Below are 25,591 nucleotides of genomic sequence, written 5' to 3'. Positions count from 1 at the left end.
ATTGCGATGGAAACAAAAACAGGCGTTTATGTGTTTTGTGGAATCCAAACAGATCAGACAGATTTATCGTTTGGCTCCGTTGAATTTGATGATGGAAAGCATGAAACGTACACCATTCATTATAAGGACGCTGCCATGATCGTGGCAGATGTTCCAATGAAAATTTATCATCCTAAAAAGGATAACTTAATGATGCATCAAAATGTTATTTCAAATGTAATGGGAAGAATGGACACCGTGATTCCAATTAGCTTTGGGAATGTTTTTAACTCAAAGGATGATGTTGTTGCATTAACGAAAAGCCTATATCCTCAACTCCAAAAATTATTTCCACAAGTGAAAGGAAAAATCGAAGTAGGTCTAAAGGTCGTTGGTAAAAAAGATTGGCTTGAAAAAGAAATCAATAAAAACAAACAAGTAGCAAAGCAAAAGAAAGTTGTTCACGGGAAGTCTGAAGCTGCTGGATACTTTGACCGCATTCAATTAGGTGAGATGGCAAAAAAATTTTTCCAAAAGCTTCAAGATGATATACTAAGAGAGATTCACGATGAATTGACACCTTTAGCTGAAGCAGCACAAGCGAACGACCCGATTGGAGAAAAAATGTTGTTAAATGCAGCATATTTAATCGACCGGAGTCAGGAAGATGCTTTTGATAAGAAAGTAAACGAAATTCATGACAAATGGCTGGATAAAGTTGATTTTAAATATACTGGGCCATGGCCCGCATATAACTTTATCAATATTAAACTTACGGTAGAGGAACCATCATGATCTTTTCTCCCTTGAAACTCGTCATTAAGATTGGAGAAAAAGTGCAAGAAGAGGTAGATAAAGAATTTTTCGACCTAGAACAGATTCAAAAGAAGTTGATCCACCTGCAAATGATGTATGAGCTAGAAGAAATAAGTGAAGAAGCATATACAGTGCAGGAAGATGAACTATTGACCCGCTATGAAATTGCTAAAAAAAGAGAGATGGAACAATGGAATGAGCTTACAAAGTGAGAATAAAGTGAGGAAGTTATTATGGAAACTCTGATTTATCTATATGGATTCATTCGCGCAAACGAAATGGGGAATCATCCCCTGCCATCGCTAAAAGGGATTGATAACGAACATGCGATTTATCCTATCTCTATCGGCGATGTAGAAGCTGTTGTTTGTGACGTCGATAAAAAAGAATACAATGAAAAAGTGTTGGAAGAGAAAATAGAACAAGTTGATTGGGTACGCGAAAAGGCATTTCATCATCACGAGATGATGATGCAGCTTCATGAAACGTACACGATTATCCCGATGAAATTTTGTACAATTTATAAAAACACAGCCAGTTTGATGGATAAGATAGATGAACTTAAAGAACAGTTAGCAGTCTCACTAGATTATTTAGCAGATAAAGAAGAATGGAACTTGAAAATATATTGTGATAACGGAATACTTCGAGAGAGTATTTCTAAACACAATTTAACAATAGATGAAAAGCGGAAAGAAATTGCATCCCTTTCCCCTGGAAGACAGTATTTGGAAAAGAAAAAACTTGATCAGGTTATTGATCAAGAAGCAGATAAGGAAAAGGAATCCTTTTCTTCAGGTATTCATGATGAATTAAAGCAATTTAGTGTCAATAATGAAGTGAAAAAAAATTGGAATAAAGATGTAACTGGCAGAACAGAAGAAATGTGCTGGAACAGTGTTTATCTGCTCCCTTTAACTGACGTAGAAGCATTTCTTTCCAAATTAAAGAAGCTGGAAGAAGAGTGGAAAGCTTCTGGCTGGAGCCTTGAGCTAACTGGGCCATGGCCTTCTTACCATTTTGCCAATTTAAATTAAGGTGAGGGATTAATATGTCAGAAAGAAAAGCATATGAAAATAAAGATATTGCCCTTATCGATATATTAGATGTAGTCTTAGACAAGGGTGTTGCAATTAAAGGGGATCTTATCCTCTCTATCGCAGGCATTGATTTGGTGTACTTGGATTTACGTATCCTGATTTCGTCTGTAGAAACACTCATACAATCAAATCGTGAAACCGCTGAACAGTTATCATCGAAACGATTTACACAAGAAGAGGAGGCGTTAGATCGTGTCATCAACAAATCTTGAACACCGACCAACAAAAAGCGGTAGGATTAACCTCGATTCGGAGGGAGCTGAACAAGGTCTTGCCCAACTTGTTTTAACGGTAATAGAACTTTTACGTGAATTAGTGGAACGACAAGCATTACGCCGAGTTGATGGTGGAACACTAACAGAAGTTGAAATTGAAAAGCTTGGTGTTTCCCTCATGAATTTAGAAGTGAAAATGGATGAACTAAAAGATATTTTTGACCTAAAGGATGAAGATCTAAATATTGATTTAGGCCCATTAGGAAATTTACTATAAACAACACCTAGAGTATGAGTATGAGGAGGAACAAATCATGGCTAACAATGGCATTGAGCATTCAAACAACTCAAGCAACCTTGTCGATGTATTAGAGACCATTTTAGATAAGGGTGTCGTTATAGCAGGTGATATTCGAGTAGGTATTGCAGATGTTGAGTTATTATCTATTAAAATCCGATTAATCATCGCATCCGTTGATAAAGCAAAAGAAATTGGAATGGATTGGTGGGAAACAGATCCATATCTAAATTCACAATCCGCCTTGCAGGATCAAGACAAACTTAAAGAAGAGAATCAACAACTTCAAAAAAGACTTCATGCACTAGAAGAGAAAATGTCAGATGGAAATCGCATAAAAAACGTAGACGAATAGATTTACCCCTATTTAAAGGGATTATATAAATAATATAAATTATTCTGGGAGGAATCAATCATGGCAGAGTTAAAAAAGAAAGCACAACAGAAAGTAGCAAAAAACGTCGTAAAAAATAACAAGAACGTAATTACAGCAAGCGTTGTAAGTGGGGTTCTAGGTTCTGTAACATCGCTATTACTCGCACCAAAATCTGGTAAAGAACTACGAGGCGATATTTCAGAGCAAGTTACCAATGCAAAAGAAAAAACAGTTGAGTTCAGCGACAGTACCAAAACAAAATTTGGTGACTTTAAAACCAACACCTCAGAAAAATCAAAAAAGCTAGCAAGTAAATTTAAGCGTAAGGATAAAGATGAAGATGTGGAAGAAGATGAAGCTGAGCTACAGTCAACTGAAATGGATGAAGCGCAAGGGAATGAATCGGAAGAAGATTCTGAAGAAGCAGAAGCTGATGAAGTAGAAACTGATGATGACGAGACTAAACAAGCTGAAGATAAAAAGGATGCGGATTCAAAAAAAGAAAGTGATGATGCTAAGAAAGAAAAATCATCTGAATCAAGCGACTCAGAGAAAGTAACTCCTAAGAAAAAACCAGCCGCAAGTAATAAATTATCATCAGGTAAATCAAGTAATAAAACTTCAGAATCAAAAAGTGACGATGAAGAAAAAAGTGAAGCAAAGTCTAGTAAGAGTAGTGCAAAAAAGAAAGCTACTGCTGCTAAATAAAATGTAATAAGAAAAGTTGCTCAGTATGTATGGTATACTATCTGAAAAGATAGCATTTTGGAGGTGGTATACCATGGATATTGCCGCATTATCTGTCGTAATGGCGAACCAGCAAGTACAAGCTAGCGCAGGACTTACGATTATGAATAAATCGATGGGTGTCATGGAGCAACAAAGTGAGCAGTTATTGGATATGCTTAAAACAAGTAGTGTCCAAGCACCTCATCCATCGCTCGGAAAAGTGATCGACATACAGGCTTAGTAAGTAAGATTAGAAAACCTCACATTCGCTATTGAGATCAATGCGAATGTGAGGTTTTTCTTATACCGGCGTTTCGTTAAAACTTTTATACTTTCCTTAAGTGCAAAAAATGACAGGACTACAATTAAAGTCCTGTCATTTTTATTGTAAAAGTGATTAATTAAAGGTTAATCAAAACTTACTGATTGTTTTCCTCATCATTTGTTCCATCTTCCATCATTCCACCATCATCTGTACCAGTGCCACCGTTTTCAGTTCCGTTTGTGCCACCTTCTCCGTTGGTACCACCATTTTCGTTAGTACCGCCGTTCTCATTAGTACCGCCATTTTCGTTAGTACCGCCATCTTGCTGATTTTCTTCCATATTGTTTTGCTCACCGTTATCATCTTCTTGATTAAGTGGAGCCTCCTCGTTAGCTGGATCTTCTCCATTATCAGTTCCACACGCCGTAACAAGGGTTAACGCTAAAACAGGTGCACCTAACTTTATTAAAAGTTTCTTGTTCATTAAAATTTCCTCCTTATATATCACTTTCGCCATTAGCTTAACCATAAATATGAAAGTAATACTTATTTTTGGAACAAATTTTTTTCTTTTTTCATTTATATTTGGGTTTAAAAAAGAGCTACCTAGAATACAATCCAGGTCACTCTCCTTCAACATATTATTGTATTGCAAACATAATTTCTGCTTCACAGGCGATTTCTCCATCAACACTTGCGACAGCTTTTCCTTTTCCTATTGGCCCTTTTATTCGAATGATTTCAACTTCTAACTTAAGCTGATCTCCAGGCTTAACTTGACGTTTAAAACGGCATTTGTCGATTCCGACTAAAAAACCGATCTTGCCTTTATTTTTCTCGATACCAAGTACGGCAATAGCACCAACCTGAGCAAGTGCTTCAAGAATAAGCACACCCGGCATTACCGGATAATCTGGAAAATGACCTTGGAAAAACGGTTCATTAATTGTAACATTTTTCAGTCCAGCGACACTTTTACCTTCTTCAATTTCAGTTACCTTATCTACTAATAAAAAAGGGTATCTGTGGGGAATTGTTTCTTTAATTTCTTGTATATTCATCGCTAGCGCTCCTTCATGTTTTTTTATGTAGAAATTGGACATGTTAAGTAGTACCTAATGAGTATTATAGCACTTTGTGAGGTCAGAAAAAATTAGAAGGACAGTGAAAAGTAGCTATTGATGATTAGAAAACTTGGCTTATCGCCAAGCCTTAATGGCGAAAGCCTTAGTTGCACTTATGCAGTAAGAAAGGATTTATACTTTCTTAACTGCCTAGAAAGGAGGTACTTAAATGCTTTGGACAATATTAATTATCTTGTTAATTCTTTGGGCTTTTGGATTTCTTTTTGAAATTGCTGGTGGTCTAATCCATATATTACTTGTTATAGCCTTAATTGTTTTCATTTACCGAATGGTTACAGGAAGAAAAGGTGATTAAATTAATTTAAAAGAAGCATGGCTGCATATTAAGCCATGCTTTTTAACTTCTTACTCTGTTTTCGTTACAATTTCAATTATGTGGCGCCAGGTGTCCATGTCAAGTGCATCACTTGGTTTACCACTTCCAATTATCGCATAGCCAACTATAGCACCAATAACGAGTGCTATTGCACATAAGAGAATAACTACAATAATTCGTAACCAGATAGGAAAGGCACGACGTCTGGGCTTTTTATTTTGCTTCTTTTCAGCCTTTCGCTTTGCTTTTTGTTGCTTACGTGTAGTAGTTTCTGAGGATAATTCTTCCTTTTGCATCGCCTTTTGACGACTCCGAGTAGTTTTTCCTGAAGATATTCCTTTTAGCCTCTTTTTGTTCTTAGAAATTTTCTTCTTTAGTTCCGTGGTTAGCTTCTTTAAGTTGTCTACTAACTTATTCCACGCCTTGGAACGTCGTGTTTTTCTCTCTTCAGTTTTGACTTCTGGTTGACTATTTGACATGGTTTGTTTCTCCTTACCCGCTTGTAACAATTCACACATAATCAGTTATCTTAATTGATTTACAAGACCCATCATTTGGTCGCTCATTGAAATAGTCTTGGCATTAAATTGATACGAACGTTGTGCTGTAATTAAGTCCGTCATTTCCTTTGAAATATCTACATTCGACCGTTCTAATGCTCCACTTTTTAACAGTGTATCATTTGGATTGGTTCCTTGTATAATTTCATTTTGATTATAACCCAATTCCACAAGGTCTGGTAAACGAAAGGCATTTTGTCCAGTTGCTTCAAGCAATCTTGGACGAACCGCTTCTACAATCGAAAGTCTACCAGCTTCTTGCATGTCATTTCCACGCTTCACAACAATTTGTCCATTGTCACGAATCGATATGGACTCAAATCCTACTGGAATAACAATTGGTCCATTTTCCCCAATCACAGGGTCCCCATCATTCGTCGTCAACATGACAGCTTGATTGTTATTTACTGGTGAAAGGTAAAAGGCACCCGACCTAGTATAACGGGTTTCATCAACACCGTTTTCTGTCACCTGAATTTGGAATAGATGGTTTTTTTCAAGAAGTGCTGTGTCGAGTCCGCGTCCAGTTTCTGTAATTGCACCTAACGCTAAATTTATGTTAGTTGAACCAAGTCTAGCTCCTGTTCCAATCCGTATACCATCAGGTGTTAGACGCCCTTCAGCATTTGCAGGATCTTTCATGTTATTAATTTCTTGGAACAATAAGGAGGAAAAGTCTGCTTGACGACTCTTATAGCCAGTTGTTTGGCTGTTTGCTAAATTGTTTCCAATCAAATCAAGTTTGTTTTGCAACTGATTCATCGTAACCGCTGCCTGTATCATTGTTCTTGACATGAAAGCCCTCCTAGCCCAGTCGCCCGACTTCGTTAACTGCTTTTCCCATACTCTCATCATATGCTTTTAAAACGCGTTGATTCGTTTCAAACATACGATACGACTCCATCATTTGTGTCATTGCTTGAAGAGAATCCACGTTAGATTGCTCTAAAAAACCCTGCTTAATGGTATATGTTGTTCCAGCTGGAGCTTCTCTCATCTCGCCAATGAACAATCCATTTCCCTCTTTTGCCATTTGAGAGGCATCTGGCGTATATGCAATCCCTAAAGGTATATTTTGCCCACCAACCTGAGCGTTGCCGTCTTGTGTAACCGCAAAGTCAAGTCCGTTTGTTTGGACCCGATTACCAGCTTGATCCAGTATATAATATCCTTGATTCGCAACTAAAAAACCTTGTCCATCAACAGTGAAATTGCCATTTCTGGTATAGCGCTGTTCTCCTGCATCATTTTGTACGGTGAAAAATAATGCCCCAGTTTTATCAGGTAAAACACCATTAATTAAAGCCATGTCAGTTGAAATTCCTGTTTCACGAATATCCCCTTGGCTAAATTTTGGCACGTTTTCCTGTACATAAACACCCGTGTTTAATGAGCCAATCGAATGGTTTCCAGGTACCTTAAAGCCATGCTTGGTTGGTAGCTCTGCCGATCCCATTTGTTGCATCAACATTTCAGGAAATGCACGTAATGTAGGCTGGTCCGCTTTATAGCCGGGCGTATTTACGTTAGAAATATTGTTTGCCATTGCTTCCTGGCGCCGCTGCTGTGCAATCATTCCACTTGCAGCAGTATAAAATCCTCGTAGCAAAACGTTCAACCCCCTTTGAAGACTGAAAAAAAGCTGCTTGTGAGACGATTTTTAAATGCGTGAATGATTGTGGAAGAAATTACAAGGCTCTTTTACGTTCAATTTTATCAATGTTTTCAAGCATAATTCCCGTTCCTTTTGCAACGCAATGCATTGGCTCGTCTGATAAAAATACAGGTACTTTTAATTCTTCAGCTAGCAATTGATCAATACCGTGAATTAATGCTCCCCCACCTGTCAAAATAACCCCGCGATCAATTATATCAGCAGATAATTCAGGTGGTGTCCGCTCCAATACTCGCTTTGCACCCTGCGTAATCATATTTGCTGATTCTTTAAGGGCACTAGATATTTCATCTGAATAAACCGTAATCGTACGTGGCAAACCACTCACCATGTCACGTCCACGGATATCCATCTCTTCTTTACGTGAATTTTGAAATACTGTTGCCACATTCATCTTAATTTGTTCGGCTGTACGTTCACCAATAAGCAACTTATAATGCTTTTTTATGTACTGGAGAATTTCTGCGTCAAATTTGTCACCAGCCATTTTGATTGACTCAGCAGTTACAATATCACCCATTGAAAGAACAGCTATATCTGACGTTCCTCCACCGATATCAACAATCATATTTCCACTTGGTTGGAAAATTTCCATTCCAGCACCGATTGCTGCAACTTTTGGTTCCTCTTCTAAATAAACCTTTTTACCACCCGATTTCTCGGCAGCTTCTCTTATAGCTTTCTGCTCAACCTTCGTAATATTAGTTGGGCAGCATATCAACATTCTTGGTTTTGATAAAAATCCACGAACATTAATTTTATTTATAAAATGCTTTAACATTGCTTCCGTTACATCAAAGTCAGCGATAACCCCATCTTTCAATGGACGAATGGCTTCAATATTACCTGGTGTACGTCCAACCATACGCCATGCGGATTCGCCTACTTCTAAAACTTTTCCAGTATTCTTATCCATCGCGACAACTGACGGCTCATTCAAAACAATTCCTTTTCCTTTTACATGAATTAAAACATTGGCAGTTCCAAGGTCAATTCCAATATCACGAGAAAACATTAATTTAGATCCTCCTGTTCACAATAACTATCTCACATTTGTCAACGAACACAATGCTACTAATATTATATTTTACCACAAAATGTCTAAAATTAATGCAAATAAACAAAAAATACGCGGGATTTTTCGACATCGTGTGGGTTGGTTATTTTTGATGAGTGGGGTGGATTGGAACGAATGTTGATTTCTGAGAGTGAGCGTTGATATCCTGTAATAAATGTTAAAATAATCAACATAAGAAACCCCCACCTCAAGAACGGCTGGGGTCTCTGACATTGTCACGATATCCTACTGTTTAACTGTTGTGGCATTTGCGGTGTCGAGTTTGATTGGTGCAGCGCTTGCCGGTTTAATTTTATACTTTTTTCGGGTCGCCTCACCTCCGCGGAGATGTCGAATTGCTTTGTGGTATTCAAGAATATCCTTGACTTGGTTTGCGAGCTTCGGGTCGATTTCTGGTAAACGTTCTGTTAAGTCTTTGTGGACTGTGCTCTTGGATACACCAAATTCCTTTGCTATCATTCGGACGGTTTTCCTCGTCTCCACGATATGAATGCCTATCCTGATTGTCCTTTCTTTGATGTAATCGTGCACACCATTCGCCTCCCTAAGTTGATAATTCCGAGGTGTGAAATGAGACAAGGTGATTCAGTTAAATTATGGCAGTATTCTTTTTTGAAAAGTGAACTAATTCATGTACTGAAAAATTAGGCAGTTATGTCGCACTTTTACATGCTTATCTATAGTAAACAAGTCCAGCACACTTACATGAATTTATAAGGAGTAAAATATATGTATACGAGGTTCGCTGCTACTTTTACCTACATGCCACACAAGCTCTCACCTCAGACATTACTGAATGCTTGGTTTGTAACATTTTATTACTTGAAAGAGCTGTTTATGATTAAATTTATCCCTTTTCCATAAGGGACAAGAAGTATTTTTAGAAAAATGGTACAAAGGGGAAAAAGAACATGAGTTTTTTTGAGGGGAAATATTTACAACACCAAAAAAAGCTCTCATAAAAATGAGAACTCTAATGGTCTACTGTAGCTTTATTAAGCACCCATTTCTTGTAATGCATGAATTGCTAGTCTGCTAAAGAAATGATCACTGCGCTTGTCAATAAAGTAGTTATAGGATTGATACAATAAATTTTTATCGTTTGTAGCTAGTCCCATATAATACAATCGGAATGGCGAGTCCATTGACAGTTTTCTTAACATGGTTTCTGCTTTCCTATGATTTCCCTTCGCAATCTCAATATGAGCTTGTTCGCTTTTGTCACTAGTTGAAATTCCTATTACTTTCTTATGGTAAGCTGAAAGGAATGGAATGTTTCTGTTTTGAATAAGGTTGATATTATCCATGAAACCATGTTCTATTGAAATCTTTTTTGCTTCTTTCAGATGATGTATGCCTTGTTTGAATGTATCAAATGTATAGCTCAGACCCAAATTAATATTTACCGCCACTTTTATACGTGGGCTTTGAGTTAAATTTAATAATCGAAAAGCATATTTTCTAGCCATAATCAACTCGTTACGTGACCAATGGTAGACGAATAACAATTGATAAAATCGTACATCAAAATAGGATACGATAAATGGATCTCTAACAGCACTATATAATTGCTGTTGCTTTTCTATGAAGTTCCCCATTTTCCCAAAATCTCGCATCGCATAGTAGGCTGATATTTTCGTGAATTCTATTAAAAATTTCACTTCTGGTTCATCACTTTGGAGAGATGATGCGCGGTCTATTATTTCTAGTGGTGTTAGTCGGTTTAACTTTCGATCAATCATTAACTGATAGACTGCGGACCATTGATTATTGGATTTATGTTCTGATTCGTTATTTTTATCAATTAGAATTTGTAAATCGTGATAAAAACCATTCATGTACAGAAGTTCCATGCCCTTTTTCATAATCTCTATTTTATTGCTTTGTAAGCATAACTTTCTAACCAATTCTAGTACTGTTTTCTCATCGTACTGTGTTGACAACATTGAAATCACATGTTCTAGCGACAACTTACCATCGTTTGAAATGGAAAGTATAGAGTTAGTTGCTAATGTGTTAACGCTCATAGTACTCTTCTATTCCCCTTACTTTAGGTAGCTTTACTTATTTGCTTATATTACCATATTTTTCATAGATAGATATACCTAATCCTTCGACAAATTCCGTGCTATCATTAAAAAAAATAGCCCTTTAGAACTAAAGGGCTATTTTTTCAATTAGGTTTAAGCACCAGCGTTTGATTCAGATGACTCCGTATCGTCATTCGACATTCCATCTTCTTGGTTTGTTGAATCATCAGGAGTCGTGTTTTCTTCCTGGTTTGTTGGATCATCTTCCATTCCACTAGGATCTTCTTGCTCAACGCCATCTTCTTCTGTTCCGTTACTACCATCTGATTCAGTAGCATCGTCTGGAGTTCCACTAGTTTCTTCTTCAGGTGTAGTAGATTGCTCATCTGAACCTTCAGGAGTTTCATTGCCTTTCTCCTGCGTTTCATCTGATTTCGTCTCATCTGATTCAGACTTTTCCTTCACCTTAATCTCACTTACTGGTTGGTTAAAATAATCTTCAGGATTTACTGATTCTCCACCTTTTCGGATTTCGAAGTGGACATGAACCCCGTCTTCAGAACCGAATAAGTTTTGACCAGCTGTTCCAAGTACGTCACCTTGTTTAACATTGTCTCCAGCTTTGACACTTACTTCTCCAAGACTAGCATAGTAGGTTTTAAGGTCTTTATCGTGGGATAGTGTTACTACATTTCCCAATAATGGATTTTCTTCTACCTCTTCAACCGTACCACTTAATGATGCTGTTACATCAAATGTTTCGTTACTTGCAGCTGCGATATCAACACCTGTGCTTTGGTAGTATCTACTGTTGTAAAGAACAAGCGAATTTTTCTGTGCCTCTTCGTCTGCGTTGTAGTCATAGAATTTAGTTACGATTTCTGCTTGATCTTGGTTACTCACAGGCATTTTAACAACTTCTTGTTGATCCATAACGGTTTGTGCTTCTTCACCGAACTGATCTGTTGCGGTTTCAGTTGATTCCTGATTATCTTGGGTTTCAGGAATTTGATTTTCCAAATTCTGATACCACACAACAAATGTTAAGAGTAGAGCTGCTACCGTTAAATATACTGCTGGGAAAAACCACTTCTTGCGAAAAATGCGACTCCATTTGTTTTTTGAACCGCCATTTTTTTCCTCTTTCATAAGATCATCACCTCAACAACCATTCTGATCAGAAAAAGGAAATTATATACATAGCAGTTAAAAAAATTTATGCAATTAGGTAGTATTTGTAGAAAAGCCTTAATTATGCATGAAATAGTTTAGCGTGAAACTAATGTTGGTGCAGTATCACTAACCTTGCTTATCTCCACACCTTTATAATAGTAAGTTAAGATATCTTTATAACTTTTTCCTTCCTTAGCCATAAAGTTTGCACCGTACTGACTCATCCCAACTCCATGCCCAAATCCTTCTGTCGTAAAAATTAAGTGATTATTTTTCTTTTCTATTGTGAAGTCGCTTGATCTTAGTTTTAGTTTTTCCCTTACGTCCCTACCTGAAAATGTTTCATCTGCAATTTTAATTTGGTCAACGCGATTACCTTCTGTGTGTGATATTTTTAATGATAATGCCTCATTGTTTGAAATGTCGATCCCTAACTTCTCTTCTACTTCTGTAATGGGTATTGTTTTTTGATCTAAAAATTTAGGTGAGTTTTTGTCCCACGGGCTTTCTACACTCCGTAGATAAGCAATATCATTTGCCCAATAATCTTCTGAGTTCTCTGTGTACCCATTACTAGTTGAGAAATAGGATGGGTTTATTGGAACTTCATTATAAGTCAAAATTTCACCTTGTGTTGCCGCTACTGCTTTATTTATCTTATTCATTTTCTCATCGTATTTTGTGCCAAAAGTTCTGCGTAGTTCCTCTTCATCCTTATATACCTGATGCTGAACGGTATCCGTAACAGCAGATTCTGCAGTTGCTGGCTGATGAAGCATATGTGTCACAATATAGGTACGTGCGGCAAGGGATTGAGCCTTTAACGCTTCTATTTCAAACTCAGCCGGCATTTCAGATGCTACAACTCCAGCTACATATTCTTCCAATGGAACATTCTCAACTTGTTCTGAGCTGGTCCGCATTACCGCCACAGAGACTGCTGAATCCTTGACATGTACTTCTGGAGTCTGCTGCTCCAATTTGTCTGTAATTGCCTCCTGATCGTTCGTATGAATAAAAGGAGCTACAATTAGTGTAGGCATAATTAGAATAATCATAATCAAACTTCCAATGATCAAGAAACTAGGTCTTTTTATAAAAGATAAAGCTCCAGTTCCTTTCATATGTTGTGTTTGATTAAATTTTTGCTTATACTTAAGTGCTTTCTTGCGCTCTATATAAGCATAGGTATTTTTTTGTTTCCGTTTTGATGAATTGTTCATCGATTGCCTCCTTTTGTGTTAATGGTTGATGTAGTAGCGGATTGGTTATTAAAAAACAGCAATCTCCTTCTAGTATATCTACTATTAATCGTATACATTTTTGGAAAACAATAGAACAAAAAATTGGATTTTATGGTGAGAGAGATTTTAAAAAAAGGGCACCATAATGGCCCCTTATTCTAACAAAATCATCAACCTTCAACTATTTTTCCAATTATCCTGCATTTTCATCATTCCAGTAACGTCTGGCCGCACACAACTCTTCTTCATAAATTGTTCCTTTTAACTCAATAATTTCAATCAATTTTCCATTTGTTCGTGAATGAATCATTTTTCCTTCACCATAGTAAACACCAACATGGTGTAAGGTTCCTTTCCCTTCTTCATAAGCAAAAAATAACAGATCACCTGGAAAAAGATTTTCAATCTCTACAGGCTCTCCCGCTTCTGCCTGATCGGATGCATCACGTGGGATTTGATAACCACAAGCCTTATGGGTAGCGTAACTAAATCCTGAACAATCATATCCAAATGAACTCATACCGCCCCAGAAATAGGCGAGACTCAAAAATTGTTCTCCACTCTTAACAATTTCGTCTCCATTCTTTTTTTCCAATCCCTGATGTGTATCATAAATATGAACCGTTTCATTAGGCAAAAACTTTGTGCCATGCGGTGTAGCAACTTCAATTTTTTTGGGATGCTCATTTAATACTGGTAAGCACGTCATGTAGCTCAGTTTCAAGAAATTTTCACCTTGATCTGCTTCAAGCCATGCTTTTTTTGAAACAATTGCAGCCGATTTGGGTTGATTCCAATAAGTTTTTCCTATTTTTTGAAGTTGGGCTATTGGAACCAAGCCTGGGTAGCCACGCGAGTCTTTATGGGAGGGCTGAGATGGGATAACAATATGTGCCCAGCCTCCGTCAATTTCGGTAACCTCGACAACTTCCCCGTACAGAAGCTGTGACTGGACGCGGTTTTCACCACATAAGGCTGTTTTCTGTTCCTGTGTCAATTTTGTCACCCAATGTTCTATATCTGTTGGATTAGATAAGCCTGGTTCATCAATAATACGGGCCGATTCCTTTGATGTCCAAACGGTCGCTACCTGCACATTTACAACCCATACTGAATCTTTATCAAACACCAGATTAGTCATTATTCTATTCCCTTCTGCAAAAATTCATCAGTTAATTTTTTGATTCCGAGTCCAGGTGTATCGTTTAAGTGAATTCGCTTCCCCTCATATACGATACCGCCTTCGATTACGTCGCCCGTAAGCATTAATGGTGCGTCAAAGTCAAAACGTGTGATGTTTGGTTGGCTAGCCGCAAAATTAGCTGCAGCTGTAATGCCAATTTTTGTTTCAATCATACTTCCAACCATGCATTCGATGCCACATATATCCGCTAGTTTTGCAATCTTCATTGCTTCGTGGATCCCACCAGCTTTCATTAATTTGATGTTGATTAAATCGGCACTGCGGGTTTCTAGAATACGTTTTGCATCTCTGGCTGAAAATACACTTTCATCTGCCATAATCATTGTATCTGTGTTATCTGTCACATATTTTAACCCTTCTATATCATGTGCCTTTACCGGCTGTTCGACAAGCTCAATCTGAAGGCCATTTTTCTCCATTTCATTAATTGCTTTAACCGCTTCTTTCGGTTTCCAACCTTGATTTGCATCAAGTCTAATCAAAACATCATTACCGATCTTTTCACGGATGGCCGTAATACGTTTGATGTCCGCGATGATCTCGTCCTTACCTACCTTTACTTTCAAAATGGTAAAGCCTTGCTTACAATAATCCTCAGCATCAGACGCCATTTGGTCCGGACTGTTCACACTTACGGTATAATCGGTCTCAATCTTCTTGTGATAACCGCCTAAAAACTGTGCTAATGGGAGGTTTGCATGCTGAGCAAGACAATCATACAATGCCATATCAACTGCGGCTTTTGCACTTGAATTGCCAACAATTGCTGTATGTATCTTTTCAAAAATTTGCTCGCTATGAAGCAGTGATTGTCCGATCACTAGTGGGGCTATTATCTTTGAAACCGCGTAGTCAATACTCGCAAGGCTATCACCTGTAATAACGTGAGTTGGCGGAGCTTCCCCATACCCTACGACACCATTGTCACAAGACATCTTTACAACAACTGTTTCAGCTACTGTTACGGTTCTAAGTGCAGTTTTAAATGGCGTATGTAACGGAACAGCCAAATGATTCGTCTCGATTTTTTCTATATTCATTCGTTCGCCTACTTTCTAGGGTCAGTCCCCTCTATCTTACTCCAGGGTCAATTTTCACTATTTTTCTAAACGTGTCTATTGTTGCAGTGGTGCCTAGTGGAATCGCAAAATGTGGTTGGCAATGTCCGATTTTAAATCCCGACACGATAGGAATTAGTAAGTTGCTAAAATAGTCGTAAAAAACGTGTTCCAATGTTAAGGAGTGCTTACCTTCCTTAGGCTCTGCATTTGCAAAGTCTCCTACAAGTATACCAGCTGCATTTGCCAGTTTACCAGCTTGTTTAAGCTGATTTAACATACCATCTATCTTGTATGGCACCTCATCCACGTCCTCAATCAAGAGCAATTTCCCTTTTGTATCAATCTCATATGGGGTACCGATTGTGCTTGCCAGTAACGATAAATTCCCGCCAACAATTGGCGCTGTAGCAATCCCATGGTTTATAACCGTAAGTTTTGAGGCTATTTCTGAATAGACAAGGGTTGCCGGCTCAAATAATTGTTCAAATTGCTTCAAAGACAAGTCATGAAAATTATCTTTACCCACGTCAGAAGCAACCATTGGCCCATGAAACGTAACGAGACCTGTAGCTTGGTAGATTGTGGTATGTAAAAAGGTTATATCACTATATCCCCACATTATTTTTGGATTTTGTTGAATTAAATTATAGTTGATATTTGGGGCAATCCTTGCGGTACCATACCCCCCACGCGCAAAAATAATGGCCTTTATTGCAGGATCAGCAAACATGTTATGTAAATCGCTCAGCCGTTCCTCATCTGTTCCAGCTAAATAACCGTTCACGTTATTTATATGAGTACCTAGTCTGACGCCTAGTCCCATTTTTTGAAAAACAGGAATGGCGCGTTTTAAGTTTGCTATATTTGGTGGACCAGCTGGAGCAATAACGCCAATTGTGTCACCTATCTGAAGACGTTGTGGTAGTAGCATAGGTTCCCTCCTTTTAAAACTTTTTGCAAAGATAATCTAAGCTCCGATCAGGTTCTGTTTATTTTTTAATTGAAGGATGTAGCTTATTTTATAACTATTTTTGAGCAACCAAAATTATACCCTACATCGACGAAGCAATTGATGTATCTATCATAATCTTGCGTTCTCAGGCATAGCTATGTTGTGAGGAGTCCAAATATGTATAATCAGCTGCAACTGGCTTATTTTAAGTATACTAAAAATAGTTAGTGTTGTATGAATATTTTTAGTATAACTCGTCAATAATAGGGATAAATAAAGTGTACAAAAAAACAGATGAAGCATACACTAGCCTCATCTGTGATTAATATAAAAATTATTTTGCTATCATTGAATCAATCGTATTAGTTTCTTGATACAAATTAACGGGATCACCATTTTCATCGACACGTTCAATGTCTGCGCCGAGTGATGCAAGTTTTCCCGCAAAATCAACATAGCCACGATCAAGATGCTTTAGTTCAGTCACACGTGTAAATCCTTCTGCTTTTAAACCTGCTATAATTAATGCTGCCGCAGCACGAAGATCAGTGGCTGCTACTTCAGCACCTTGTAAATCGGTAAGTCCTTCAATAATCACACTTCGTCCTTCAATCTTCATTTTAGCATTCATACGACGAAATTCTTCTACATGCATGAATCGATTTTCAAAAACCGTTTCTGTAATAACACTTGTACCTTCTGCGCATAGCATTAGTGCCATCATTTGTGATTGCATATCTGTTGGAAATCCTGGGTGTGGCAGTGTTTTGATATCCGTTGCTTTTAATTCACTAGGCCCAATAACACGAATACCATTATCCTCTACCTCGACAATTACGTTCATTTCTTCTAGTTTTGAAATTACCGAACGTAAATGTTCACTTACAGCATTTTCAATTAAAACATTTCCACCTGTTACTGCTGCTGCGACCATGAACGACCCAGCTTCTACACGATCCGGAATAATAGGGTGTTCTGTACCTTGTAAATACTCAACACCGTCAATCCGGATTGTTTCTGTTCCCGCTCCAACAACTCTTGCGCCCATTTTATTTAAGTAGTTAGCTAGATCGACTATTTCAGGTTCTTTTGCACAGTTTTCAAGAATCGTTCTACCATCTGCTAATGCAGCAGCCATCATGATATTTTCAGTTGCACCTACGCTTGGTACATCCAAATATATCTTTGCACCTTTTAGGCGACCTGCGACATTTGCTTCAACAAAACCATTACCAACATGAACATCTGCACCCATCGCTTCAAAACCTTTTAGATGCAAATCAATTGGCCGTGAGCCAATTGCACAGCCACCTGGCATTGCAACCTTTGCATGACCATAACGAGCAAGTAGTGGTCCAAGGACCAACACAGAAGCACGCATTTTACGAACATATTCAAACGGAGCCTCCGTTTTTAATTGTTTTGATGCGTCCACTGTTACTATATTATTTTCAAACTGTACATCAGCGTTCATATTTCGGATAACTTCATTAATTGTGTACACATCTGCGAGCGTTGGAACATCTGTAATAACGCTCTTTCCTTCACTTGCTAAAATACTTGCGGCAATAACAGGAAGGACAGCATTCTTAGCACCTTCAACCTTAACAGTACCATTTAATTGATTCCCACCGCGTACGATGATCTTTTCCATAATCCAATCTCCTTATGTTCCATTTTCACTATATTAATATTCATTAATTAGGATAGGTGTTCCTACCGTTAATTTCGTTTCTCCATTTGTAGTATCTGTAATTACAATATTTACATTCACTGGCTTATCCAAAATTTTCAAAGTTTGTGACCATAATGGTGTGTACCCGTAAACTATTTTTTTATTCATAGATTTTTCCACGTTGTCAACTTGTGTCGTAAGATGTCGCAATTGTAACTTATCTTTCAACAAATTGACAAAACTACTACCTTTAATTGTATCATTACTCTTAGTTGTCAAACAAGAAAATTTTGTGACATTTTCACTAAAATATTTTCGAACAATTGACCCTTGCAGTTCTAAGTATCTTGCTTTAATCGTTTCATTCCATTCCGACCCTGAAATTACAGAAATAAGTTCAGGCTTATATTCAGTATTCTTTGGAATAATGATAGTATAAATTTCGACAATCCCTGCATTTTTCTGTACGTTCCTAAATAAATATTTTATTACATTTTCGTCTTCTGAATAAGAGTCTAAATAACTATTTTCCCATTTATTAATTAAGTCTAGCAATCTATCTTTTGACATATTTTCTTTAAAGGTTACTTGCCACTGATCAACTTTCAAATCTGCCTTACCAGTTAGATCAGCTAATTGAGTCATTTCATCTTGTGCAAGTGTTTTATCGTGTGCTGAAACTTGATTTGCTATACATAAAATAAGTATGAAAATAAGTGCGATTTTTTTCATAAAAAACATCCTCCTTGTTATCTATGTATCTAGTATGAACAAGAAGAATATAAATAATACTGTATTAGTTTTTATTTTTTTAGAAAACTCGGCTTGTCGCCAAGCCTTACTGGCGAAAGCCTTAGTTGCACTTATGCAGTAAGAAAGGATTTATACTTTCTTAACTGCTAAAAAAGAAATGATAAATCTTGTGACCAGGAGAAAAAGTCTAGGAAGAACCGACTTACACCAGTTCCAATTACAATAGTAATAAATAGAAGTAAAATTCTGGCTTCTATTGCCCGACCTTTTCGAATAATTGGATCAAAATTAATTGTTTGCACAACTCGCCACGTAATTGCGATAAAAATCAAATGAGAAATCATACTTATTATTGCATGCTGTCCGATAAAATCCATTGTTAGCGCTCCTATTATTTGTGAATTATTAGAAAACCTTACATTCCTCAAGACTTTGGTGAATGACTTAGTTGCACTTATGCAGGTAAGAAAGTTTTAAACTTTCTTATCTGTTAAAATAGTAACAGTGTAAACTAGTAACAACGTTCTTTCTATTCCCATTGCTACTTTGCCATTAAACTCTTGAAATGTCAACGATTTGATGAAGACATAATGACGCGTAATTTGATGAAATATGAAGTGAATAATGTCGATATTTCCCGGGCAATAATTAATTTATTTGTAGGATATTGTAAAGATTGGTTGTATTGTTCTATGGTTTTTGGCCAGAACAATTGAGGGAACATTATTTACTGGTTGTTGTTAGGATCTTCTGTCGAATGTTGATATATCGTATGAAGCGTTGATATATCGACTACGAGCATCGATAAGTAAAACTTTCATAATATAAAAAGTCTCCCATCCATAATGAGAGACTTTTTATGCTAACGAGCGGTGTCCAATCGGTTAATTGCCCGTTTGAGTGCCAATTCTGCCCGCTGGAAGTCGATATCGTCTTGTTTGGTTTGTAGGCGATTTTCAGCACGTGTTTTAGATTGCTCTGCACGCTCTACATTAATTTCTGAAGGTTTTTCCGCAGATTGAGCAAGTATTGTTACTTTATCTGGGCGTACTTCCAAAAAACCACCGCTGACAGCGATTCGTTCCACATCGTTTCCGCGCTTTAAACGTACAACGCTTATGGTTAGTGGAGCGACTAAAGGGATGTGTCCTGGAAGAATACCAAGTTCCCCATTTTCTGCTTTACAGCTTACCATTTCAAAACTATCTTCCATTACTGGACCATCAGGAGTAACAACACTCACAGTTAGTGTTTTCAATGTAACCCCTCCTAGTGACTGGTACGTATGCGGGATAAAGATAGGAGGTTGAACTCCTAAGTCCAACTAGTATAGAAGTTTTCTTTACCAGTCCAGCACATATACCATTATGTCGTTTTTATTCCATTCCTTTTGCTTTTTCAATTACTTCTTCAATGCGTCCAACCAAGCGGAATGCATCCTCTGGTAGATCGTCATGCTTTCCATCAAGAATTTCCTTGAAGCCATTTACTGTTTCTTGTAAAGGTACATACGAACCCTTTTGTCCAGTGAACTGTTCAGCTACGTGGAAGTTTTGTGACAAGAAAAATTGAATGCGACGTGCACGTGATACAGTCTGTTTATCTTCATCAGAAAGTTCATCCATACCTAAAATTGCAATAATATCTTGAAGTTCTTTATATTTTTGCAACGTCTGTTGGACTTCTGTTGCAACCTCATAGTGGTCTTTACCAACAACCTCAGGGTCAAGTGCACGAGATGTTGATGCTAACGGATCCACTGCAGGATAAATACCTTGCTCAGAAAGTTTACGATCCAAGTTTGTTGTTGCATCTAAATGTGCGAACACTGTTGCTGGTGCTGGGTCAGTGTAGTCATCGGCAGGTACATAAATCGCTTGGATCGATGTAACAGAACCTTTATCTGTCGATGTAATACGTTCTTGAAGTTGGCCCATCTCTGTTGCAAGTGTTGGTTGGTAACCAACAGCAGATGGCATACGTCCAAGTAATGCGGACACCTCTGAGCCTGCTTGCGTGAAACGGAAAATATTATCAACGAAGAGCAATACGTCCTGCCCTTGTTCATCACGGAAATATTCAGCCATTGTTAAGCCTGTTAATGCTACACGCATACGCGCACCAGGTGGCTCGTTCATTTGGCCGAATACCATTGCTGTTTTTTTAATAACTCCTGAATCGCTCATTTCAAAGTAAAGGTCGTTCCCTTCACGTGTACGTTCTCCAACACCTGCGAACACCGAAATACCACCATGTTCTTGTGCGATGTTGTTGATCAATTCCTGAATTAATACAGTTTTACCTACACCAGCTCCACCAAATAAACCGATTTTACCACCTTTAATATAAGGTGCAAGTAGGTCAACTACTTTAATTCCTGTTTCTAAAACTTGTGTTTCAGTTGCTAAGTTTTCAAACTTAGGAGATTCGCGGTGAATTGGATCGCGACGAATACCTTTATCCATTGGCTCATCAAGGTCGATGTTATCACCTAATACGTTAAATACACGGCCAAGTGTTTCTTCTCCTACCGGCACTGTAATTGGTCTACCTAAATCAACTGCTTCCATTCCACGCTTCACACCGTCAGTAGATTGCATTGCGATCGTACGAACAGAGTTGTCACCAAGATGAAGGGCAACTTCTAATGTAAGTAGAAAGTTCTCTTCTGACTCACTTTTGCCTTCAAGCGTAACGGTTACTGCGTTATAGATTTCTGGGAGACTTCCTTCATCGAATTTAACATCGATTATCGGTCCCATAACTTGTGTAATGCGCCCTATTCCTAAGCTCATCGATTTCCCTCCTTACTAACTTATCAATTGGTCAAAGTGCTATTCTAATGCTGCTGCCCCACCAATAATTTCTGTTATTTCCTGTGTAATAGCTGCTTGACGTGCACGGTTATACTTTAACGACAAATCATCGACAATGTCATCTGCATTATCTGAAGCGCTACGCATTGCTGTCATTCTAGCAGCATGCTCACTGGCTTTACCATCGAGTAATGCACCGTATATTAAACTCTCTGCATATTGTGGCAGGAGTACTTCTAAAATTTTATCTTGATCTGGTTCATATTCATATTGACTTACACTGCTACTTCCATTTCCAATGGTTGTAAGTGGAAGTGCTTTTTTCGTTGTAACCTCTTGCGAAATAACACTCACAAAGTGGTTATAGTAAATATGAAGCTCATCAATATCTTCATTAATAAACATCTGCACGGTTTCATAAGTTAAATCCTTAATCTCCGCAAAGTCAGGTTGATCAGCAATACCAATGATTTGTTTTGCAATCGGCATATTGCGCTTTTTGCAGAACTCATAACCGATACGCCCTACAACAATTATGGTATATTCATCTTTTGATTTATGATTAGCTGTTATTGTTTGATAGAGTTTACGCAAAACACTACTATTGTAGCCTCCTGCCAAACCGCGATCAGATGTTATAACAAGGTACCCTGTTTTTTTCACGTCGCGAGATTCCAGCATCGGATGATTTGCACTAGTACTCTGCGCAATATTCGCCACAACTTCTTGTATCTTTTCACTATAAGGTACAAAAGATTTTGCATTTTGCTCTGCACGATTCAGCTTTGAAGCGGAAACCATTTGCATTGCTTTGGTTATCTTTTTCGTCTTTTTCGTTGAATCGATTTTACTCTTAATATCTCTAAGTGATGCCAAGCTCTTTCACCACCCTTTCATCCAAAGGTTGCTTGCATTTATACCGTTTCTAGCTTCACAATGGTTTGGTTGTGGAACGATAACCATCATTAACTGGTTTTATCGGCCGTTTTCACGATATAACCGCCAATATTAAATTATATCGGCCAATCCGAGATTAACCGCGAATGCCCACAACCAATCTATTTAAATTTAATTGGAAGGTAAAAATGTTTTCTTAAATGCTTCAATTGTGTTATTCATGTCTTCAGCTTCTGGTAATTTACCTGTACCCTTAATAGTCGCAAGTACATCTTTGCCATTTTCATCAAGCCATAGATGGAACTCACTTTCAAAGCGTGTGATGTCCTCAACAGGAATATCATCTAAGAAACCTTTTGTTAGTGCATAAATAATCATAACTTGCTTTTCAACAACAAGCGGCTTGTGTAAGCCCTGTTTTAATACTTCAACAGTTCGTTGTCCACGGTTTAGTTTTGCTTGTGTTGCTTTATCAAGGTCAGAACCAAACTGTGCAAAGGCTTCTAATTCACGGTAAGATGCAAGGTCTAGACGCAACGTACCAGCAACTTTTTTCATTGCTTTAATTTGTGCAGATCCACCAACACGTGATACCGATAGTCCTGCGTTAATCGCTGGACGCACACCTGAGAAGAATAAATCTGATTGTAAGAAGATTTGTCCATCTGTGATCGAGATTACGTTTGTTGGGATATATGCGGAAATATCGCCTGCTTGTGTTTCAACAAATGGTAGTGCAGTCATTGAACCGCCACCTTTTGCGTCACTAAGCTTTGCTGCACGTTCCAGTAAACGTGAATGCAAGTAAAATACGTCACCTGGGAATGCTTCACGACCTGGTGGACGACGTAATAGTAATGAAAGTTCACGGTACGCAACCGCTTGTTTTGATAAGTCGTCGTACACGATTAGTACATGTTTCCCGTTGTACATGAATTCTTCACCCATTGATACACCTGTATATGGAGCAAGGTATGATAATGGAGCAGGATCAGATGCACCTGCTGATACAACGATTGTATAATCTAATGCGCCATAGCGACGAAATGTTTCAACTGTTCCACGAACGGTTGATTCTTTTTGACCAATCGCTACGTATATACAAATCATATCTTGATCTTTTTGATTGATAATTGCATCCACTGCAACTGTTGTTTTACCAGTTTGACGGTCACCAATGATTAACTCACGTTGTCCACGTCCGATTGGTACAATTGCGTCAATTGCTTTAATACCAGTTTGCAATGGTTCATCAACTGATTTACGATCCATTACACCAGGTGCTGCAGCTTCAATTGGACGAGTTTTAGTTGTTTCAGCAGGACCTTTACCATCTATTGGTTGTCCTAATGGGTTAACAACACGACCTAGCAATTCTTCTCCAACAGGTACTTGCATAACGCGACCTGTACGACGAACTTCATCGCCTTCTTTAATTTCTGTATATGGTCCAAGGATAACAATACCGACATTACTTTCTTCAAGGTTTTGTGCGAGTCCCATTACACCATTAGAAAATTCAACTAGCTCTCCAGCCATAACATCGTCAAGACCGTGAGCGCGTGCAATACCGTCACCAATTTCAATAACGGTTCCGACGTCACTTACTTCAATATCAGAATCGAAATTTTCGATTTGCTGTTTAATCAGCGTACTGATTTCTTCAGCTTTGATGCTCATACCATTTCACCCCTATCATCATTTGTTTGCAGTTACAATACTCCGTTCGATGCGTTTCAGTTTTCCACTAATGGAACCATCATAAATCGTGTTTCCTATGCGGAGTTTGATACCACCAATAATCGAAGGATCAACTTTATTTATAAGCTTGATTGCTTTTTTTTGAAAGCGTTTCGCAAATGTTTGCTCAAGCTTTAGAATTTCATCGCCTGATAATGCTTGAACAGAATATACTGTTGCTTCGGAAATTCCCTTTGCCTCATTCGATAAGTCGATAAAATGATCTACTATTGATGGCAAAAGTTCTACACGATTTCGCTCTACAAGTAATTTCATGGTATTTACCATATCGCCAGAAAATCCTTGAAACACTTCAGTTATAATCTGATTCTTTTTATCACTTTTCACGCGTGGATGTGTTAAGAATGTTAGAATCTTCTTATTTCGGGCAAAAACTTCTTGCAAAACACTAGCTTCTTCTTTTAAATTATCTAGTGTCGATTTTTCAGTTCCAAGTTGAAAAAGAGCCTCAGCATAACGTTTAGCAACTACTGCCTCACTCATCGCTCTTCTCCTACCTCTTTAATGTATTCGTTAATCAGTTTTTCCTGATCTTGTGCGTTAATTTCTTTTTCTATTACCTTACTAGCTATTAGTACAGATAAAGATGCCACTTTATCTTGAAGTGCTTGAATGGCTCTTTCTTTTTCAATCTTAATTTCTTCTTGAGCTGAAATTTTGATGCGTTCTGCTTCAATGCGAGCAGTCTCAATGATTTCTTGTTCTTGTTTCACACCAATGTTTTTCGCATCTTCAACAATTTTCTGTGCTTCTTCTTTTGTTTGGCGCAGCTGTTCCGCCGCTGCTTTAGATGCTTGCTCTGCTTCAGCACGGTTTTTCTCTGCAATTTCAATTTCATTTGCTACATATTCTTCACGCTTTTGCATCATCCCTATAACAGGACCCCATGCATATTTTTTAACCAAGAATAATAATACGATAAAGAAGAATAGTTGGGTTAACATGTCACCGACATGAAGCCCTCCAATTGCAGCATTTAGTGTAGAAAACCCAGTGAATGCTTGCACAGAATTCACTCCTTTCACCTTACTTTATGGGCATTACGTATTTATCAGATGTTTCATTTCAATTATTAGGGGGTATAAAATAAGGGCGAAGATTCTATTGGTAGACATTCTCCGCCATTTATAAAAGCTTAGCTCAAGCGCCCATTACCTACTACAGTTCAAGCGCCTCGTAAACAGGTGTTTACGTTTTTTTACATAACTAGTAGTGCGATAACTACCGCGATAATCGGCATCGCCTCAACTAAACCTACACCAATGAACATTGTAGTTTGAAGTTGACTTTTAAGTTCTGGTTGACGAGCAATTCCCTCAACTGTACGTGATACAATCATACCGTTACCTACACCAGCACCTAATGCTGCTAGTCCTACTGCTATTGCCGCTGCTAAAGATCCCATAATATAAATCCTCCTCGAAGTATGTTTTTAGTTTTATTTCCTGCTTCAACAGTCATACTGCTGAGCTA

Annotated in this window: 32 protein-coding genes; 9 read left to right on the top strand and 23 right to left on the bottom strand. The window is 37.9% G+C overall.

Annotated elements, in window-relative coordinates; translation table 11 throughout:
• The 8 genes from CFK40_RS03300 (at window position 1) to CFK40_RS03265 (ending at window position 3,754) form a co-directional block, all read left to right on the top strand.
• A complete protein-coding gene (locus CFK40_RS03300; RefSeq protein ID WP_089534274.1) occupies window positions 1-774 on the top strand; it encodes a GvpL/GvpF family gas vesicle protein in 774 nt (257 codons plus the stop codon).
• Window positions 771-1,007, top strand: coding sequence for a gas vesicle protein GvpG (locus CFK40_RS03295; RefSeq protein WP_089530665.1), 237 nt, complete (start codon window positions 771-773; stop codon window positions 1,005-1,007). Before CFK40_RS03300 ends, CFK40_RS03295 begins: the two co-directional genes overlap by 4 nt.
• Before the next feature lie 21 nt (window positions 1,008-1,028).
• Window positions 1,029-1,832 (top strand): GvpL/GvpF family gas vesicle protein, encoded by an 804-nt coding sequence (locus CFK40_RS03290; RefSeq protein WP_089530664.1) that lies wholly within the window; start codon window positions 1,029-1,031, stop codon window positions 1,830-1,832.
• Between the two features lie 14 nt (window positions 1,833-1,846).
• Entirely contained in the window at window positions 1,847-2,107 is a 261-nt protein-coding gene (locus CFK40_RS03285; RefSeq protein ID WP_089530663.1) for a gas vesicle protein, read from the top strand.
• Window positions 2,088-2,387, top strand: a complete 300-nt coding sequence (locus CFK40_RS03280) for a gas vesicle protein K (RefSeq protein WP_089530662.1) — start codon at window positions 2,088-2,090, stop codon at window positions 2,385-2,387. Before CFK40_RS03285 ends, CFK40_RS03280 begins: the two co-directional genes overlap by 20 nt.
• 37 nt (window positions 2,388-2,424) lie before the next feature.
• Window positions 2,425-2,763: a gas vesicle protein gene (gene gvpJ / locus CFK40_RS03275; protein WP_089530661.1), complete on the top strand. Its 339-nt coding sequence runs from the start codon at window positions 2,425-2,427 to the stop codon at window positions 2,761-2,763.
• Between the two features lie 60 nt (window positions 2,764-2,823).
• Window positions 2,824-3,492 (top strand): YtxH domain-containing protein, encoded by a 669-nt coding sequence (locus CFK40_RS03270; RefSeq protein WP_089530660.1) that lies wholly within the window; start codon window positions 2,824-2,826, stop codon window positions 3,490-3,492.
• A 73-nt stretch (window positions 3,493-3,565) separates the two neighbouring features.
• Window positions 3,566-3,754 (top strand): YjfB family protein, encoded by a 189-nt coding sequence (locus tag CFK40_RS03265; RefSeq protein WP_089530659.1) that lies wholly within the window; start codon window positions 3,566-3,568, stop codon window positions 3,752-3,754.
• 178 nt (window positions 3,755-3,932) lie between these two features.
• On the opposite strand, the gene CFK40_RS21180 is transcribed toward CFK40_RS03265, so the two are convergent.
• Entirely contained in the window at window positions 3,933-4,262 is a 330-nt protein-coding gene (locus CFK40_RS21180) for a hypothetical protein (protein ID WP_193433353.1), read from the bottom strand.
• A gap of 157 nt (window positions 4,263-4,419) precedes the next feature.
• Entirely contained in the window at window positions 4,420-4,839 is a 420-nt protein-coding gene (gene fabZ, locus CFK40_RS03255) for a 3-hydroxyacyl-ACP dehydratase FabZ (protein ID WP_089530657.1), read from the bottom strand.
• Window positions 4,840-5,071: 232 nt separating this feature from the next.
• On the opposite strand from fabZ, the gene CFK40_RS20700 reads away from it, so the two are divergent.
• On the top strand, window positions 5,072-5,218 hold the full coding sequence (locus CFK40_RS20700; RefSeq protein ID WP_152640095.1) for a lmo0937 family membrane protein: 147 nt from the start codon (window positions 5,072-5,074) through the stop codon (window positions 5,216-5,218).
• A 50-nt stretch (window positions 5,219-5,268) separates the two neighbouring features.
• Here CFK40_RS20700 and CFK40_RS21230 read toward each other — a convergent pair whose 3' ends face one another.
• The 21 genes from CFK40_RS21230 to atpE form a co-directional block, all read right to left on the bottom strand.
• Window positions 5,269-5,718: a DNA-directed RNA polymerase subunit beta gene (locus tag CFK40_RS21230; RefSeq protein ID WP_227001853.1), complete on the bottom strand. Its 450-nt coding sequence runs from the start codon at window positions 5,716-5,718 to the stop codon at window positions 5,269-5,271.
• A 45-nt stretch (window positions 5,719-5,763) separates the two neighbouring features.
• Window positions 5,764-6,594, bottom strand: coding sequence for a flagellar hook-basal body protein (locus CFK40_RS03245; protein ID WP_089530656.1), 831 nt, complete (start codon window positions 6,592-6,594; stop codon window positions 5,764-5,766).
• A gap of 10 nt (window positions 6,595-6,604) precedes the next feature.
• A complete protein-coding gene (locus CFK40_RS03240; RefSeq protein ID WP_089530655.1) occupies window positions 6,605-7,408 on the bottom strand; it encodes a flagellar hook-basal body protein in 804 nt (267 codons plus the stop codon).
• 79 nt (window positions 7,409-7,487) lie between these two features.
• Window positions 7,488-8,489, bottom strand: a complete 1,002-nt coding sequence (gene mreB / locus CFK40_RS03235; protein WP_089530654.1) for a rod shape-determining protein — start codon at window positions 8,487-8,489, stop codon at window positions 7,488-7,490.
• Between the two features lie 288 nt (window positions 8,490-8,777).
• Entirely contained in the window at window positions 8,778-9,083 is a 306-nt protein-coding gene (spoIIID, locus tag CFK40_RS03230) for a sporulation transcriptional regulator SpoIIID (protein ID WP_152640094.1), read from the bottom strand.
• Window positions 9,084-9,547: 464 nt separating this feature from the next.
• The gene (locus tag CFK40_RS03225; RefSeq protein WP_089530652.1) at window positions 9,548-10,579 is read right to left on the bottom strand and encodes an AimR family lysis-lysogeny pheromone receptor; all 1,032 of its coding nucleotides are present in this window, start codon (window positions 10,577-10,579) and stop codon (window positions 9,548-9,550) included.
• Between the two features lie 156 nt (window positions 10,580-10,735).
• The gene (locus CFK40_RS03220) at window positions 10,736-11,731 is read right to left on the bottom strand and encodes a stage II sporulation protein SpoIIQ (protein WP_089530651.1); all 996 of its coding nucleotides are present in this window, start codon (window positions 11,729-11,731) and stop codon (window positions 10,736-10,738) included.
• Between the two features lie 119 nt (window positions 11,732-11,850).
• The gene (spoIID, locus tag CFK40_RS03215) at window positions 11,851-12,978 is read right to left on the bottom strand and encodes a stage II sporulation protein D (RefSeq protein ID WP_227001852.1); all 1,128 of its coding nucleotides are present in this window, start codon (window positions 12,976-12,978) and stop codon (window positions 11,851-11,853) included.
• Between the two features lie 214 nt (window positions 12,979-13,192).
• Entirely contained in the window at window positions 13,193-14,140 is a 948-nt protein-coding gene (locus CFK40_RS03210) for a C40 family peptidase (RefSeq protein WP_089530650.1), read from the bottom strand.
• Window positions 14,140-15,243, bottom strand: a complete 1,104-nt coding sequence (locus CFK40_RS03205) for a mandelate racemase/muconate lactonizing enzyme family protein (protein WP_089530649.1) — start codon at window positions 15,241-15,243, stop codon at window positions 14,140-14,142. The genes CFK40_RS03210 and CFK40_RS03205 overlap by 1 nt, the downstream gene beginning before the upstream one ends.
• A gap of 31 nt (window positions 15,244-15,274) precedes the next feature.
• Complete coding sequence (locus CFK40_RS03200) at window positions 15,275-16,195, bottom strand: S66 peptidase family protein (protein WP_089530648.1); 921 nt, start codon at window positions 16,193-16,195, stop codon at window positions 15,275-15,277.
• Window positions 16,196-16,550: 355 nt separating this feature from the next.
• Complete coding sequence (murA, locus tag CFK40_RS03195; RefSeq protein WP_089530647.1) at window positions 16,551-17,870, bottom strand: UDP-N-acetylglucosamine 1-carboxyvinyltransferase; 1,320 nt, start codon at window positions 17,868-17,870, stop codon at window positions 16,551-16,553.
• 33 nt (window positions 17,871-17,903) lie between these two features.
• A complete protein-coding gene (locus CFK40_RS03190; protein WP_161493813.1) occupies window positions 17,904-18,623 on the bottom strand; it encodes a YwmB family TATA-box binding protein in 720 nt (239 codons plus the stop codon).
• A 167-nt stretch (window positions 18,624-18,790) separates the two neighbouring features.
• Window positions 18,791-19,021: a DUF1146 family protein gene (locus CFK40_RS03185; protein ID WP_089530645.1), complete on the bottom strand. Its 231-nt coding sequence runs from the start codon at window positions 19,019-19,021 to the stop codon at window positions 18,791-18,793.
• A gap of 485 nt (window positions 19,022-19,506) precedes the next feature.
• Entirely contained in the window at window positions 19,507-19,902 is a 396-nt protein-coding gene (locus CFK40_RS03180; protein ID WP_089530644.1) for a F0F1 ATP synthase subunit epsilon, read from the bottom strand.
• A 118-nt stretch (window positions 19,903-20,020) separates the two neighbouring features.
• A complete protein-coding gene (gene atpD, locus CFK40_RS03175) occupies window positions 20,021-21,439 on the bottom strand; it encodes a F0F1 ATP synthase subunit beta (RefSeq protein WP_089530643.1) in 1,419 nt (472 codons plus the stop codon).
• 39 nt (window positions 21,440-21,478) lie between these two features.
• The gene (gene atpG / locus CFK40_RS03170; protein ID WP_089530642.1) at window positions 21,479-22,336 is read right to left on the bottom strand and encodes an ATP synthase F1 subunit gamma; all 858 of its coding nucleotides are present in this window, start codon (window positions 22,334-22,336) and stop codon (window positions 21,479-21,481) included.
• A gap of 192 nt (window positions 22,337-22,528) precedes the next feature.
• Window positions 22,529-24,037: a F0F1 ATP synthase subunit alpha gene (gene atpA, locus CFK40_RS03165; protein ID WP_089530641.1), complete on the bottom strand. Its 1,509-nt coding sequence runs from the start codon at window positions 24,035-24,037 to the stop codon at window positions 22,529-22,531.
• Window positions 24,038-24,055: 18 nt separating this feature from the next.
• On the bottom strand, window positions 24,056-24,601 hold the full coding sequence (locus CFK40_RS03160; RefSeq protein WP_089530640.1) for a F0F1 ATP synthase subunit delta: 546 nt from the start codon (window positions 24,599-24,601) through the stop codon (window positions 24,056-24,058).
• Window positions 24,598-25,125 carry a F0F1 ATP synthase subunit B gene (gene atpF, locus CFK40_RS03155; RefSeq protein ID WP_089530639.1) on the bottom strand — a complete coding sequence of 176 codons (528 nt, stop codon included), beginning with the start codon at window positions 25,123-25,125 and terminating at the stop codon, window positions 24,598-24,600. Before atpF ends, CFK40_RS03160 begins: the two co-directional genes overlap by 4 nt.
• Window positions 25,126-25,316: 191 nt before the next feature.
• Window positions 25,317-25,523 carry a F0F1 ATP synthase subunit C gene (atpE, locus tag CFK40_RS03150; protein ID WP_089530638.1) on the bottom strand — a complete coding sequence of 69 codons (207 nt, stop codon included), beginning with the start codon at window positions 25,521-25,523 and terminating at the stop codon, window positions 25,317-25,319.
• Window positions 25,524-25,591 lie beyond the last annotated feature (68 nt).

It is taken from the genome of Virgibacillus necropolis (assembly GCF_002224365.1).
Taxonomy (GTDB): domain Bacteria; phylum Bacillota; class Bacilli; order Bacillales; family Amphibacillaceae; genus Virgibacillus_F; species Virgibacillus_F necropolis.
The sequence above is the reverse complement of the archived record's forward strand: the minus strand, read 5'-3'. Positions and strand labels throughout refer to the sequence as shown.

Bases quoted from the DNA above. Each gene is read 5' to 3' on its own strand.
- CFK40_RS03295 (WP_089530665.1), top strand. From the start codon at position 771: ATGATCTTTTCTCCCTTGAAACTCGTCATTAAGATTGGAGAAAAAGTG.
- CFK40_RS03290 (WP_089530664.1), top strand. From the start codon at position 1,029: ATGGAAACTCTGATTTATCTATATGGATTCATTCGCGCAAACGAAATG.
- CFK40_RS03285 (WP_089530663.1), top strand. From the start codon at position 1,847: ATGTCAGAAAGAAAAGCATATGAAAATAAAGATATTGCCCTTATCGAT.
- gvpJ (WP_089530661.1), top strand. From the start codon at position 2,425: ATGGCTAACAATGGCATTGAGCATTCAAACAACTCAAGCAACCTTGTC.
- CFK40_RS03270 (WP_089530660.1), top strand. From the start codon at position 2,824: ATGGCAGAGTTAAAAAAGAAAGCACAACAGAAAGTAGCAAAAAACGTC.
- CFK40_RS03265 (WP_089530659.1), top strand. From the start codon at position 3,566: ATGGATATTGCCGCATTATCTGTCGTAATGGCGAACCAGCAAGTACAA.
- CFK40_RS21180 (WP_193433353.1), bottom strand. From the start codon at position 4,262: ATGAACAAGAAACTTTTAATAAAGTTAGGTGCACCTGTTTTAGCGTTA.
- fabZ (WP_089530657.1), bottom strand. From the start codon at position 4,839: ATGAATATACAAGAAATTAAAGAAACAATTCCCCACAGATACCCTTTT.
- CFK40_RS20700 (WP_152640095.1), top strand. From the start codon at position 5,072: ATGCTTTGGACAATATTAATTATCTTGTTAATTCTTTGGGCTTTTGGA.
- CFK40_RS21230 (WP_227001853.1), bottom strand. From the start codon at position 5,718: ATGTCAAATAGTCAACCAGAAGTCAAAACTGAAGAGAGAAAAACACGA.
- CFK40_RS03245 (WP_089530656.1), bottom strand. From the start codon at position 6,594: ATGTCAAGAACAATGATACAGGCAGCGGTTACGATGAATCAGTTGCAA.
- mreB (WP_089530654.1), bottom strand. From the start codon at position 8,489: ATGTTTTCTCGTGATATTGGAATTGACCTTGGAACTGCCAATGTTTTA.
- CFK40_RS03225 (WP_089530652.1), bottom strand. From the start codon at position 10,579: ATGAGCGTTAACACATTAGCAACTAACTCTATACTTTCCATTTCAAAC.
- CFK40_RS03220 (WP_089530651.1), bottom strand. From the start codon at position 11,731: ATGAAAGAGGAAAAAAATGGCGGTTCAAAAAACAAATGGAGTCGCATT.
- spoIID (WP_227001852.1), bottom strand. From the start codon at position 12,978: ATGAACAATTCATCAAAACGGAAACAAAAAAATACCTATGCTTATATA.
- CFK40_RS03210 (WP_089530650.1), bottom strand. From the start codon at position 14,140: ATGACTAATCTGGTGTTTGATAAAGATTCAGTATGGGTTGTAAATGTG.
- CFK40_RS03205 (WP_089530649.1), bottom strand. From the start codon at position 15,243: ATGAATATAGAAAAAATCGAGACGAATCATTTGGCTGTTCCGTTACAT.
- CFK40_RS03200 (WP_089530648.1), bottom strand. From the start codon at position 16,195: ATGCTACTACCACAACGTCTTCAGATAGGTGACACAATTGGCGTTATT.
- murA (WP_089530647.1), bottom strand. From the start codon at position 17,870: ATGGAAAAGATCATCGTACGCGGTGGGAATCAATTAAATGGTACTGTT.
- CFK40_RS03190 (WP_161493813.1), bottom strand. From the start codon at position 18,623: ATGAAAAAAATCGCACTTATTTTCATACTTATTTTATGTATAGCAAAT.
- CFK40_RS03185 (WP_089530645.1), bottom strand. From the start codon at position 19,021: ATGGATTTTATCGGACAGCATGCAATAATAAGTATGATTTCTCATTTG.
- atpD (WP_089530643.1), bottom strand. From the start codon at position 21,439: ATGAGCTTAGGAATAGGGCGCATTACACAAGTTATGGGACCGATAATC.
- atpA (WP_089530641.1), bottom strand. From the start codon at position 24,037: ATGAGCATCAAAGCTGAAGAAATCAGTACGCTGATTAAACAGCAAATC.
- CFK40_RS03160 (WP_089530640.1), bottom strand. From the start codon at position 24,601: ATGAGTGAGGCAGTAGTTGCTAAACGTTATGCTGAGGCTCTTTTTCAA.
- atpE (WP_089530638.1), bottom strand. From the start codon at position 25,523: ATGGGATCTTTAGCAGCGGCAATAGCAGTAGGACTAGCAGCATTAGGT.